Genomic DNA, 12,089 nt, shown 5'->3' with positions numbered 1-12,089 from the left:
CTGAAACAAAATAATAATGGAGTACTATAATTACTTAAAATCACTGCATCTTATTTTTGTAATTACCTGGTTTGCGGGTTTGTTTTACATTGTGCGTTTGTTTGTGTATCAAATTGAAGCCAATGAAAAACCATCACCGGAAAAAGAAATTCTTCAGGCACAATACAAAATTATGGCCTACCGTTTGTGGTATATTATTACATGGCCGTCGGCGGTTTTGGCGAGTATTTTTGCTTTTTGGATGCTGTTTTTTACAGATGCAGGGCATATTTGGATCAAAATGCCGTGGATGCACGTAAAATTATGTTTCGTTTTTCTGTTGTATTTATACCACGGAAAATGCCATCAGATTTTTAAGCAGCTGCAAAGAGACGAAGTAAAATATTCGAATAATTTTATGCGTTTATGGAACGAAGGCGCAACGATTATTTTGTTTGCCGTAGTTTTTTTAGTAGTTTTAAAAAGTGCCATCAACTGGATTTTCGGCGTAATCGGAATTATTTTATTTTCGGTTTTAATTATGCTAGGGTTCAGGTTTTACAAACGAATTAGAGAAAGGAAATAGTTTTTTAGTTTCAGGTTTCAAGTTTCAAGTTGCCAGACGCAACCTAACCGAAACAAATAAAACAAAATCTTATGCGTAATAAATTTACAATACTTTTTATTTTAATATCAATGACGCAATTTGCACAATCAAAATTTGAAAATGAAAAAGTGGAAATATCTTTTGATAAGAATATTGACAGTAAAAAAGTATCTATAAATTTATCTCAGGGGACTTGGAAAATAGATTTATACCCAATATTTCAGAATAGTGAATTAGTTCAAAATGCATTTCCTAATGAAGCTGGAATCTACACTTTAACGATAAACTATTCTGATAGTTTATTTTATAACGAAATTGTTTTATACAAAATGAAACCAGATCTCGAGAAGCTGTCTTTTGACTTTTATCAGGATTCGGGAAGAGTATTTTGTCGTATAAAATCAGAGTACGCTCAGGAATTGAATAAAGAAGTCGTTTTAAATAAATTTAATAATGATCTTCAAGAAATTATGAATTCTATAAAGGAAAAATAGTTTTTTGCTTCAAGTTGCCAGACGCAACGTAACCTGAAACTTGAAACCTGAAACCAACAAAACAAAAAGAAAATGTTAAACTTCAAAATGACAATGCTTTCGCTTCGAACCAGGATTTTCCTGTCGATGATTGTATTGATTGTTGTGGCATCTTTTTTATTGGCTTCGATTTCGATTATTCAGTTTAAAACTGAGGCCAAAGAATATCATCAAGAACGATTAGAACGAAAAGAAAATGCAGTAAAAGAGCATATTAATTACGTTCTTTCTACTACAACTTATCCGCTTAAAACCCAGAATTTGGATTTAATCTTCAAAGATAAAATTCATGAGCTGGCGCAGATTCACAAAATTGAAATCAACATTTACAGTTTAGACGGAAAACTGCTAAAATCATCCAAAGAGTCTTTTGCAGTTGATAAAATTGCCCCGCCAATTCCAGAATATATTCTTAAACTCGTTCGTTCTTCAATCGAAAAACGTTTTGTAGACATTAAAACGATTGATGGAGTTAAAAATAGATCTTCATACAGTTTAATAAAAGACGAAAAATTCAAACCGCTCGGAATTTTAAACCTTCCGTATTTAGAAGACGATGGTTATTACGATAATGAGTTGAATACCTTCTTGATTCGTTTAAGCCAGGTTTACTCTTTTATGCTGATTGTGGCTTTCGCTTTAGCGTATTTCCTTTCGACTTATATCACAAAATCGTTAAAAACCATTTCTGACCGTTTGGAAGAAACCAATTTGGATCAGAAAAATGAGAAAATTGTTCTGGAAGCGAATAGCAAAGAAGTTAACTTCCTTATAAAAGCGTATAACGGAATGGTGGACAAACTGGAAACAAGTGCCATAAAATTAGCACAAAGCGAAAGAGAAGAAGCTTGGCGCGAAATGGCAAAACAGGTGGCGCACGAGATTAAAAATCCGCTTACGCCCATGCGCTTGACGGTTCAGAGTTTTCAACGAAAGTTTGATCCGAATGATCCTGATGTGAAGCAGAAAATGAATGATTACTCTGAAACTTTAATTCAGCAAATTGATACCATGACTGCAGTTGCTTCGGCATTTTCGAACTTTGCTTCGATGCCGGCGCAGCAAAATGAAACACTAAATGTTGTTGAAGTTGTCGAATTGGCTTTGGATATTTTCAATGAAGATTATATTTCTTTCCATAGCGACGAACAAGAAATTATTTCTAAAATGGATCGTACGCAGTTAATTCGTGTCATTACCAATTTGGTGAAAAACGCGACTCAGGCAATTTCGGAAAGTCAGTTTCAGAAATCTATTGAAGTTACGGTAAAAAGACGAAACGATAATGTTGAAATCGCCGTAAAAGACAACGGAATCGGAATTCAGAAACAAGATATTGGACGAATTTTCGAACCTAAATTTACTACCAAAACCAGCGGTATGGGACTTGGATTAGGAATTATTAAAAACATTATCGAAAATTACAAAGGAACAATTACCTTTGAGTCAACTTACGGGAAAGGAACCACTTTTAGAGTTTCTTTGCCTATCACAAACTCCTAAAAAAAGCGTCATGAACTACGAGAATCTTTTAATTACAATTGAAGAAAATATCGCGACTATTACGATAAACAGACCGACAAAATTGAACGCTTTAAACAAAGCAACAATTAGCGATTTGAGTAAAGCGATCAAATTATTGGGTAAAAATGATGATGTTCGAGTTATTATTTTAACGGGAAGCGGCGAAAAAGCATTTGTTGCTGGAGCTGATATTTCTGAATTTGCCAATTATACTATTGTTGAAGGCGCTCAATTGGCGGCAGAAGGTCAGGAATCACTTTTTGATTTTATTGAAGGACTTAAGAAACCAGTTATTGCTGCAATTAACGGGTTTGCTCTTGGAGGTGGATTGGAATTGGCAATGGCTTGTCATTTCAGAATTGCTGCTGATAACGCCAAAATGGGACTTCCAGAAGTAACTTTAGGATTGATTCCAGGTTATGGAGGAACACAACGTTTACCACAATTAATTGGTAAAGGACGCGCAATGGAATTAATTATGACCGCAGCAATGATTACTGCTGAACAAGCAAAAGATTATGGTCTGGTAAATCATGTTGTGCCTCAGGAAGAATTACTGTCTTTTACAAATGTAATCGCTCAAAAAATCATTAAAAACGCTCCGTTTGCTATCGGAAAAGCGATAAAAGCAATCAATGCTAATTTTACAGATGGTAAAAATGGCTTTGATGTCGAAATAAAATCATTCGGAAAATGCTTCGGAACGCAAGATTTTAAAGAAGGAACAACCGCTTTCTTAGAAAAACGTAAAGCAGAATTTACTGGAAAATAAAATTTTCTTAACCGCAAAGGTCGCTAGGGACTACGCAAGGTTCGCAAGTTTTTCTAAAATCTTTGTGACCTTTGCGGTTAAAAAAGACAAAGATTCAAAAAAACTTAGCATCTTAGTACCTCAGAACCTTAGCACCTTAAAAAAAAATGTACGAACCAATATTTGCCCTTTTTTGTGAACGAGTTAAAGAAAGTATCCAAAGCGGAACTTTCGCTAAACTAACTTTAGCCAAAACAATGGGCGATACAGAACTTAAAAATGTTTATTTCCGACTAGTTCTCAATGAAGACAATACATTCTCGATTTCATTAACTTTTCGATACAAAACAGAAGAAATAGAAAGTATTCATACTTTAGATGAAGCTTTATTGATTTTGGGTTCACACATTAAAAAGCCTTTTTTAACAGCGCTTTTGTTTACAACAAATGATGATGTTACTTTCAAAGTCAATAAAAAAAATGCAGGAAGTATTATCGAACAGCCACCTACATTTAAAAACGCTTCGCCAGTAATGTTGGAAATGATTGAAAAAGGAATTGTTTAGTAAATTAAACTTTTATGGAAATTAAAACGTTTTGGAGAATTGTTGTTAAAGGAATCGGTTTGTGGCTTTTAATAAATAGTATTTATGTTATTCCGCAGTTTGCTTCTACATTTTCATTTATCGAACAAGGAAGTTTAAATTGGGAAAGCTTAATTGCTGTTTGGGCTATACTATTTGGGACTCTTGCTGTATATCTTGTTGTAACGGGATTTTTTCTTTTTAAAACAGAGTGGATTGTTAGTATATTGAAACTCGATCAAAAATTTACTGAAAACAGAATAGATGCAAATATTCCCTACAAAAGTGCTCTTTCTATTGCCGTAATTGTTATTGGAGCTCTTGTTTTCGTGGAAGCAATTCCTAGACTTTGTTCCTCAATTTATGAATTTGTAAAACAGAAAGAACTAATTAAAGATTATGTTGGAACTTCGTGGCTTATTTTTTACTTTTTAGAAGCACTTTCAGGTTATTTAATAATGACAAATAGCAAAACAATTATTAAGTTTATTGACAAACAAACAAAAGACGATACAGAACAATAAAAAATCTAGATATGAAACAAATAATTACTCTTCTTACGGTTGCATTAATTTCTGTAACAGCATCGGCTCAGACCAAAATGAAAGAATATAAAGCTGGTCACACTTTCAATGTAAGCATTCCTGATTACATGAATAAAACAATTGGTTTAAATGAAGATTCTGCAATAGAATATGCAAGTGAAGTAAAAGAACTTTATGGTTTTGTTATTTATGATTTGAAAGAAGATTTGAAAATGGTCGAATTGAATTTCAATTCAGCAAAAGAGTTTTACGATGGTTTTATGAAAGATTTCTTAAAAGACACGGAGAAAAAGACTATTTCAAATCCAGTTTCAAAAACAATTAACGATATCAACTTTATAGAAGCAGATGTTGATGCTTTTGATAAAGAGGCTAATATGGAAATTTATTATTTAATTGGTGTTGTAGAAACTAAAAAAGCATTTTATAAGATTCTCTCATGGTCTGGAAAAGAGAATAAAGAGAAGTTTAAAGGAGATTTTCAGAAGATACTCTATAGCATAAAAGACTAAACAAAAAATCCCAAAACTTGAGTTTTGGGATTTTTTGTTTTAAACCAGTTTTACAAATAGGTTAGAGGCAATTTTATTTGAAATAGATAATTCTCTATCATTCACTTTAATTTTAACCGATAAATCGAAAGATTCTTTGGAAATAAATTCAATTTTAGAACCCAAAGCAATTCCCTGTTTGTCTAGATATTTCAAGAACTCCGAAGAAGTATCTTTTACACCAACACAAACTCCGGTTTGATTATCTGATAATTCAGAAAGCAAGTGTTTTTCAATCTTAATAATTCGGCCGTTCGCATCTGGAATTGGATCTCCATGCGGATCTTCGGTTGGATTTCCAAGAAAATCATCCAAACGGTTAATCAGCTGTTCCGACTTGATATGTTCAAGCTGTTCTGCAATATCATGAACTTCATCCCAGCTGAAATTTAATTTTTCTACCAAAAAAACTTCCCATAAACGATGTTTTCTCACAATCATTTTGGCTGCCAGTTTTCCATTTTCAGTCAAAGAAACTCCTTGGTATTTTTTATAATTCACCAAATCTTTCTCCGCCAGTTTTTTAAGCATATCTGTAACCGAGGAAGCTTTCGTTTCCATAATTTCAGCAATAGCATTGGTACTCACTTCCGTTTCCAAAGCAGCGGTTAAGTGATAGATCGATTTAAGGTAGTTTTCTTCTGAAAAGGTCATTTTTTTTGAGGTTCTAAGGTTCTAAGGTTCTAAGGTTCTAAGATGCTAAGGTTCTAAGTTTAAAGAATCCAAAAGAAAATCTCAGAATCTTAGTATCTTAGAACCTTAGCAACTATTTTACTATCAACAAAGGTATTGAAATTTTATGTCTCAATTTGTCTACCGTTGTGCCGAAAAGAATATCTTTTAGTCCGGTGTGGCCGTGTGTTCCCATTACGAGAATGTCGAAATTACCGCTGTTTATGATTTCTGGAATTATCTTAGCTGGTTTTCCAAAACCAAGTTCGGTTTCGATATTAAATCCTTTTTCTGAAAGCATTTCTTTGTATTTCAGCAATAATTTCTCGTCAATCGTAGTTTCATGATCGTGGACGTGAATGCCGTACATTAATGCTCCAACCGTTTCTACAATGTGAATGAGCGTATATTCGGTGTCGATGCCACCCAATTCGAAGGCTTTGTTTAAAGCCGCTTCGTCGGCACTGGAAAAATCTACAGAAACAGCAATATTTTTAATGCTTTTACTTTCCTTGGGCGTAAAATGAAGTTTTAGATTGTGTGGCGAATGATTAATAACTTTTTTAGATTTCGCTTTGGCAATAAATGGTTTAAATACAATGTATAATAATAAACCTAAGAATCCAAAAGCAAGCGGTATAACCGTAAACCATAGAATTAATGGATGATTTGAGCTTTCAAGCCACGAAGTGATTTCATCATAAACCAATTTGGCATTTAGTGAAACAATAATCAAAGCAATTATCCATGAAACAACTTGAGTAGTTCTCGAAATATGAAAACCATTCATTTTCGATTTATCACTTACGAAATGAATTAACGGAATGATGGCAAAACCTAATTGAAGGCTTAAAATGACCTGACTCAAAATTAAAAGCTTTCCAGTAACGTCTTCGCCATAAATCCAAATCACAATCAAAGCAGGAACAATGGCAATTAAACGTGTTATAATTCTACGAACCCAAGGCTGAATCCTTAAATGTAAATAGCCCTCCATAACAATTTGTCCTGCAAGTGTTCCGGTCACCGTTGAACTTTGTCCTGCGGCAATCAGAGCGACGGCAAATAAAATTGGCGCCCATTTATTTCCTAAAAGCGGCTCGAGAAACTTGTGAGCATCCTGAATTTCGGCAACTTCAAACATTCCGTTTTTGTGGAATGTTGCAGCAGCAAGAATTAAAATTGCTGCATTGACAAAGAATGCCAGATTTAGCGCGATAGTAGAATCGATAAAATTGTATTTTAATGCTTGTTTGATTCCTGCTGGACTTCTGTCGAATTTTCTGGTTTGCACCAAAGAGGAGTGTAAGTAAAGGTTGTGAGGCATTACCGTTGCTCCGATAATTCCGATTGCGATGTATAAAGCGGCAGAATTTGGAATAGAAGGCACCAATCCTGCAATAATTTTAGAAACTTCCGGTTCTGCGAAAATCATTTCAAAAATGAATGAAAAACCAATTATCGCAACCAAAGCAATAATAAAAGCTTCCATTTTTCGAATTCCTTTATTGATTAAGAACAATAAAATAAAAGTATCTAAGACCGTAATCAAAACACCTTCAAAAAGCGGAATTCCGAAAAGCAGGTTAATCCCGATTGCCATTCCGAGTACTTCGGCCAAATCACAGGCAGCAATGGCAATTTCGGCTAGAAAGTATAAAATGTAGTTGATGTATTTTGAATAGGTTTCTCGGGAAGCCTGCGCTAAATCACGCTGCGTTACAATTCCGAGACGGGCACTTAAACTCTGTAAAAGGAGTGCCATTAAGTTGCTCATTAATAAAACCCAAACCAAAGTATAACCGAATTGGCTTCCGCCGGCAATATCTGTTGCCCAGTTTCCTGGATCCATATAACCGACACTTACTAAATAGGCTGGACCTAAAAAGGCTAATATTTTCCTGAATCCTGTTTTTTTATGTTCTGTAGAAACCGATTCGTAGACTTCTTCTAAAGATTTACTCATTGTAAATGTATTGTTTTCACAAATATATAGAAAAATGATATTCGCGGAACAATATTTTTAGGCGAGTCTAAAATTTATATGTTAGAATTCAAACATTTTGGACACAATCCTGATAATGTAAAGTTTATTTCGTTTACTTTATAGTTGTGCGGCATAATATAACTTGGCTTTACATTTTCAAGACAGGTAATTTCATGACAGTTCTCACAGCTGAAGTGTGCATGATTGTGAATGTGCACGCGCTGATGCGAATGATTGCATTTTGCATATTTTACCGTTCCGTCTAGATTGGAAATTTTGTGGATAATATCATCGTTAACCAAACGATCTAAAATTCTATAAATGGTCACGCGATCGCAGACATCGTTCAATTGTTTTTGAATCTCGGTATGTGATAATGCCGTTTTAGAATTCTCAAATACCTCTAATACAGCTGTTTTCGCGGTAGTATTACGTGTTGTTTTCATTTTTATAAATTAAAAAAATTAACGCAACAATGTTGCATTTGAATTTAATCTGTATATTTGCAACAAAATTGCATTAAGTAAAAGTACACAAAATGAAGAAATTAACAACACCCTTTTACGATATTTTAGGAATTTCAAGCGCAACGATTTGCCTCGTACATTGTTTGATTTTTCCACTTTTAACGATTCTTCCTTTAGGGCTGAGTCACAATCCAATTATCGATTTACTATTTGCTTCAATAGGTTTGTTTGCAATTGTCAAAATTACGAAAAAATCAACTCTTTTGGTTTCATCGATTTTGATTGTTTCCATGAGCCTAATCTGGATTAGTATTTTGGCAGATTTATTTCTGGAGATTCATCTGGATCTGATTTATTTTGGCGGCATCGGAATGATCATTGGACATTTAATTAATTACAAATTACACAAAAAGAAACATGATTAATATGGAACAGCAAAATTTTGAAGTAATTATCATCGGCGGAAGCTACAGTGGATTATCCGCAGCAATGAGTTTAGGGCGTTCTCTGCGCCAGGTTTTGGTTATCGACAGCGGTCTGCCTTGCAACAGACAGACACCGCATTCTCATAATTTCATTACACATGACGGTGAAAAACCTGCAGTGATTTCGGCGAAAGCCAAATTACAAGTTGATTTTTATAAAACAGTTCATTTCTACAATGGACTTGCTGTAAAAGCGGTTAAGAAAGAAAATAGATTTGAAGTAACTACAGCATCAGGAGAGGTTTTTATTTCCAGAAAAGTATTGTTTGCAACAGGAGTTAAAGATTTAATTCCAGAAATTAAAGGTTTTGCAGAATGCTGGGGAATTTCAGTTTTACATTGTCCGTACTGTCACGGTTATGAAGTTAAAAACGAAAAAACCGCCATTATTGCCAATGGTGAAATGGGTTTCGAATACGCTAAACTGATCTCGAACTGGACAAAAGATCTTAGATTATGCACCAATGGAAAATCAGAACTGAATTTGGAACAAACCAAAACTTTAGAAAATCATGGTGTTCAGATTTTTGAAGATGAAATAGAATCTTTTGAACATCAAGACGGATATATTCAGAATATAGTTTTCAAAAATCAGCAAAAAGTTGAGGTAAAAGCTGTTTATGCCAAACCGCCTTTTGAACAGCATTGTCCAATTCCTGAAGCTTTAGGCTGTGAACTCAACGAACAAAGTTTAATAAAAGTTGATGCCATGCAAAAGACAAATGTATCAGGAGTTTTCGCAAGCGGTGATTGTACAACTCCAATGCGATCTGTTGCGATTGCGGTTTCTACTGGTTCTTTCGCGGGAGCGGTTATCAATAAAGAACTTATCGACGAAGATTACACGAAGTGAAAATAAACCATATAAGTTATATAAGTTCATTTAAAGCTTGGCTTAATTTTCTTGTATAACTTATATGGTTTTAAATAAAAAAAAAATCTAACATATTGAATTCAATCCGTTTGAAAATTTTTGTTTCTAGAATCATTGTTTGTCAAATTTAATTTTTAGTTTTGTCTAAATTTAATTTTAAAACAATGAAATATTTATTTTTGACAATATTAATAATAACATCTAAATCTATATATTCACAAAACATTACAGGAAAAATAACTACAGATAGTCCTGTTGTGCAGGAAATTGACATTCGTTTATTAAACACAAACTTTAAAACTCAAGCAGATTCTATTGGACATTATCAATTAGAAAATATTCCAGTAGGAACATATAAAATTGCAGTAACCTCGACAGGATTCAAAACTTTGACCCAGAAAATAACAGTTTTAGAAAATCAGGATCTCAATCTGGATTTTGAATTAAAAGAAGATCAGAACGAACTTAATGAAGTAGTGGTTTCAGGAACTTTAAAACCTGTAAAACGTTTAGAAAGTGCCGTTCCGGTTGAGGTTTATTCTCCGGTTTTCTTCAAAAAAAATCCAACACCGAGTATTTATGATGCATTGCAAAACATAAATGGCGTTCGTCCGCAGTTGAATTGCGGGGTTTGTAATACGGGAGATATTCATATTAATGGTTTGGAAGGACCTTATACATTGGTTATGATTGATGGAATGCCAATTGTAAGCAGCCTTTCGACGGTTTATGGTTTATCTGGAATTCCGAATTCTTTAGTGGAACGAATTGAAATCGTAAAAGGTCCGGCTTCGTCTCTTTACGGAAGTGAAGCGGTTGGAGGTTTAATCAATATTATTACCAAGAATCCGACAAATGCACCAGTGTTTTCTGCTGATTATTTTACCACAACTTATTTGGAAAACAATCTTGATTTGGGAATGAAGTTCAATGTTGGCAAAAAAGCGACTTCTCTTTTGGGAATCAATTATTTCAATTACGATCAGGTTATTGATAAGGATAACGACAATTTTACAGATGTAACGCTTTCTGACCGTGTTTCGGTTTTTAATAAATGGAGTTTTCAGCGAAATCATAATCGCCTTTTTACTATTGCAGCACGCGGAATGTATGAAGACCGCTGGGGAGGAGACATTCGTTGGGAGAAAAAATACCGTGGCGGAGATGAAATTTATGGCGAAAGCATTTATACGAAAAGAGCTGAATTAATTGGAAGTTACCAATTGCCATTCGAAGAAAAACTGATGCTTTCGTTTTCAGGAAACGTGCATTATCAGGACAGCCGTTATGGAACAACTTCGTACATCGCCAATCAAAAAATAGGTTTTCTGCAATTGACTTGGGATAAAAAAATAGGTCGAAATGATTTATTAGCAGGAATTGCAAGCCGATATACTTATTATGATGATAACACGCCTGCAACAAATGAAGCTGAAAAAACCTGGCTTCCGGGAATTTTTGTTCAGGACGAAATAACCTTTTCTCCAAAAAGTCAGGTTTTGCTGGGAGCGAGATACGATTATAACTCCATTCATGGTTCAATATTTACGCCGAGATTTGCTTATCGTTTCAAAGCCAATGAAAACACGATTTTCAGGCTGAATGCAGGAACAGGGTTTAGAGTCGTTAATCTTTTTACTGAAGATCACGCCGCTTTGACTGGCTCTAGAGATGTTGTTATAGAAAATGATTTGAAACCCGAGAAATCGGTAAATGTGAATTTGAATTATATTCAGAAGATCAACTTTGGAAACGGAACTTTTATGGGAATAGAAACAACAGCTTTTTATACCAGATTCAGTAATAAGATTATTTCAGATTACGAAACAGATCCAAATAAAATTATTTATGATAATATTGATGGTTACGCAATCAGTCAAGGAATTAGCACCAATGTAGATTTAAACTTTACGAATGGTTTGAAGTTTATTCTTGGAGCAACAGTTTTGGACAATAAAAATGTGGAAGACGGAATTTCAGAAAGACCTTTTTTAACCGAAAGATTCACGGGAACCTGGAGCATTTCATATAAAATAGAGCCTTGGAATTTATTGTTGGATTATACAGGAAATGTTTATAGTCCGATGAAATTGCCTTTACTGAATGAATATGATCCGAGAAATCCAAATTCGCCTTGGTACAGCATTCAGAATATTCAGTTTACCTTTACGGGATGGAAGAACTTTGAATTATATGGCGGAGTTAAAAACTTACTGAACTTTACACCAAAACAAAATAATCCGTTTTTGATTTCAAGAACCAACGATCCTTTTGATAAAAATGTACAATACGATACAAACGGAAAAGTAATGGTTACGCCTGATAATCCGTACGGTTTGACTTTTGACACAACTTATGTTTACGGACAGAATCAAACGATTCGTGGGTTTTTGGGATTGCGATATACTTTGAGGTAAGAATTTATTAGCCACAGATTTTATGGATTAAAACGATTGTTTTTGGATTGTCACCCTGAGCGAAGTCGAAGGGCGCTCCAATAGGACGAGTGCTTCGACTTCGCTCAGCCTGA

The 12,089-nt window shown here is 34.2% G+C and carries 13 protein-coding genes; 10 read left to right on the top strand and 3 right to left on the bottom strand.

Features of this window, described 5'->3' with window-relative positions; translation table 11 throughout:
• Positions 1 to 16 precede the first annotated feature (16 nt).
• The 7 genes from HNP35_RS02000 to HNP35_RS01970 all read left to right on the top strand — a co-directional run bounded on the left by HNP35_RS02000 (position 17) and on the right by HNP35_RS01970 (position 5,035).
• Positions 17 to 565, top strand: a complete 549-nt coding sequence (locus HNP35_RS02000) for a CopD family protein (RefSeq protein WP_184158939.1) — start codon at positions 17 to 19, stop codon at positions 563 to 565.
• 71 nt (positions 566 to 636) lie between these two features.
• Entirely contained in the window at positions 637 to 1,080 is a 444-nt protein-coding gene (locus HNP35_RS01995; protein WP_184158941.1) for a hypothetical protein, read from the top strand.
• A gap of 126 nt (positions 1,081 to 1,206) precedes the next feature.
• On the top strand, positions 1,207 to 2,622 hold the full coding sequence (locus tag HNP35_RS01990) for a sensor histidine kinase (RefSeq protein ID WP_184159725.1): 1,416 nt from the start codon (positions 1,207 to 1,209) through the stop codon (positions 2,620 to 2,622).
• 10 nt (positions 2,623 to 2,632) lie between these two features.
• Complete coding sequence (locus HNP35_RS01985) at positions 2,633 to 3,415, top strand: enoyl-CoA hydratase/isomerase family protein (RefSeq protein WP_184158942.1); 783 nt, start codon at positions 2,633 to 2,635, stop codon at positions 3,413 to 3,415.
• A gap of 146 nt (positions 3,416 to 3,561) precedes the next feature.
• Positions 3,562 to 3,960, top strand: coding sequence for a hypothetical protein (locus HNP35_RS01980; protein ID WP_184158944.1), 399 nt, complete (start codon positions 3,562 to 3,564; stop codon positions 3,958 to 3,960).
• A gap of 14 nt (positions 3,961 to 3,974) precedes the next feature.
• A complete protein-coding gene (locus HNP35_RS01975) occupies positions 3,975 to 4,502 on the top strand; it encodes a hypothetical protein (RefSeq protein WP_184158946.1) in 528 nt (175 codons plus the stop codon).
• Between the two features lie 11 nt (positions 4,503 to 4,513).
• A complete protein-coding gene (locus HNP35_RS01970; RefSeq protein WP_184158948.1) occupies positions 4,514 to 5,035 on the top strand; it encodes a hypothetical protein in 522 nt (173 codons plus the stop codon).
• Positions 5,036 to 5,074: 39 nt separating this feature from the next.
• Here HNP35_RS01970 and HNP35_RS01965 read toward each other — a convergent pair whose 3' ends face one another.
• The 3 genes from HNP35_RS01965 to HNP35_RS01955 all read right to left on the bottom strand — a co-directional run bounded on the left by HNP35_RS01965 (position 5,075) and on the right by HNP35_RS01955 (position 8,179).
• On the bottom strand, positions 5,075 to 5,728 hold the full coding sequence (locus HNP35_RS01965) for a metal-dependent transcriptional regulator (RefSeq protein WP_184158950.1): 654 nt from the start codon (positions 5,726 to 5,728) through the stop codon (positions 5,075 to 5,077).
• 112 nt (positions 5,729 to 5,840) lie between these two features.
• Positions 5,841 to 7,712 carry an Nramp family divalent metal transporter gene (locus tag HNP35_RS01960; protein ID WP_184158951.1) on the bottom strand — a complete coding sequence of 624 codons (1,872 nt, stop codon included), beginning with the start codon at positions 7,710 to 7,712 and terminating at the stop codon, positions 5,841 to 5,843.
• Positions 7,713 to 7,786: 74 nt separating this feature from the next.
• The gene (locus HNP35_RS01955; RefSeq protein ID WP_068841836.1) at positions 7,787 to 8,179 is read right to left on the bottom strand and encodes a Fur family transcriptional regulator; all 393 of its coding nucleotides are present in this window, start codon (positions 8,177 to 8,179) and stop codon (positions 7,787 to 7,789) included.
• A gap of 92 nt (positions 8,180 to 8,271) precedes the next feature.
• Here HNP35_RS01955 and HNP35_RS01950 point away from each other — a divergent pair, with 92 nt between their 5' ends.
• The 3 genes from HNP35_RS01950 (at position 8,272) to HNP35_RS01940 (ending at position 11,976) form a co-directional block, all read left to right on the top strand.
• The gene (locus HNP35_RS01950) at positions 8,272 to 8,625 is read left to right on the top strand and encodes a MerC domain-containing protein (RefSeq protein ID WP_184158953.1); all 354 of its coding nucleotides are present in this window, start codon (positions 8,272 to 8,274) and stop codon (positions 8,623 to 8,625) included.
• A gap of 1 nt (position 8,626) precedes the next feature.
• Entirely contained in the window at positions 8,627 to 9,538 is a 912-nt protein-coding gene (locus HNP35_RS01945) for an NAD(P)/FAD-dependent oxidoreductase (protein ID WP_184158955.1), read from the top strand.
• Positions 9,539 to 9,723: 185 nt separating this feature from the next.
• A complete protein-coding gene (locus HNP35_RS01940; protein ID WP_184158957.1) occupies positions 9,724 to 11,976 on the top strand; it encodes a TonB-dependent receptor in 2,253 nt (750 codons plus the stop codon).
• The last annotated feature ends 113 nt before the right edge of the window (positions 11,977 to 12,089 follow it).

The sequence above is a fragment of the Flavobacterium notoginsengisoli genome (assembly GCF_014207905.1).
Classification (GTDB): domain Bacteria; phylum Bacteroidota; class Bacteroidia; order Flavobacteriales; family Flavobacteriaceae; genus Flavobacterium; species Flavobacterium notoginsengisoli_A.
Note: the sequence above shows the minus strand (reverse complement) of the source record. Positions and strands in the feature narration are given on the sequence as shown.

Bases quoted from the DNA above. Each gene is read 5' to 3' on its own strand.
- HNP35_RS02000 (WP_184158939.1), top strand. From the start codon at position 17: ATGGAGTACTATAATTACTTAAAATCACTGCATCTTATTTTTGTAATT.
- HNP35_RS01960 (WP_184158951.1), bottom strand. From the start codon at position 7,712: ATGAGTAAATCTTTAGAAGAAGTCTACGAATCGGTTTCTACAGAACAT.
- HNP35_RS01940 (WP_184158957.1), top strand. From the start codon at position 9,724: ATGAAATATTTATTTTTGACAATATTAATAATAACATCTAAATCTATA.
- HNP35_RS01970 (WP_184158948.1), top strand. From the start codon at position 4,514: ATGAAACAAATAATTACTCTTCTTACGGTTGCATTAATTTCTGTAACA.
- HNP35_RS01955 (WP_068841836.1), bottom strand. From the start codon at position 8,179: ATGAAAACAACACGTAATACTACCGCGAAAACAGCTGTATTAGAGGTA.
- HNP35_RS01990 (WP_184159725.1), top strand. From the start codon at position 1,207: ATGATTGTATTGATTGTTGTGGCATCTTTTTTATTGGCTTCGATTTCG.
- HNP35_RS01945 (WP_184158955.1), top strand. From the start codon at position 8,627: ATGGAACAGCAAAATTTTGAAGTAATTATCATCGGCGGAAGCTACAGT.
- HNP35_RS01995 (WP_184158941.1), top strand. From the start codon at position 637: ATGCGTAATAAATTTACAATACTTTTTATTTTAATATCAATGACGCAA.
- HNP35_RS01985 (WP_184158942.1), top strand. From the start codon at position 2,633: ATGAACTACGAGAATCTTTTAATTACAATTGAAGAAAATATCGCGACT.
- HNP35_RS01950 (WP_184158953.1), top strand. From the start codon at position 8,272: ATGAAGAAATTAACAACACCCTTTTACGATATTTTAGGAATTTCAAGC.
- HNP35_RS01965 (WP_184158950.1), bottom strand. From the start codon at position 5,728: ATGACCTTTTCAGAAGAAAACTACCTTAAATCGATCTATCACTTAACC.
- HNP35_RS01975 (WP_184158946.1), top strand. From the start codon at position 3,975: ATGGAAATTAAAACGTTTTGGAGAATTGTTGTTAAAGGAATCGGTTTG.
- HNP35_RS01980 (WP_184158944.1), top strand. From the start codon at position 3,562: ATGTACGAACCAATATTTGCCCTTTTTTGTGAACGAGTTAAAGAAAGT.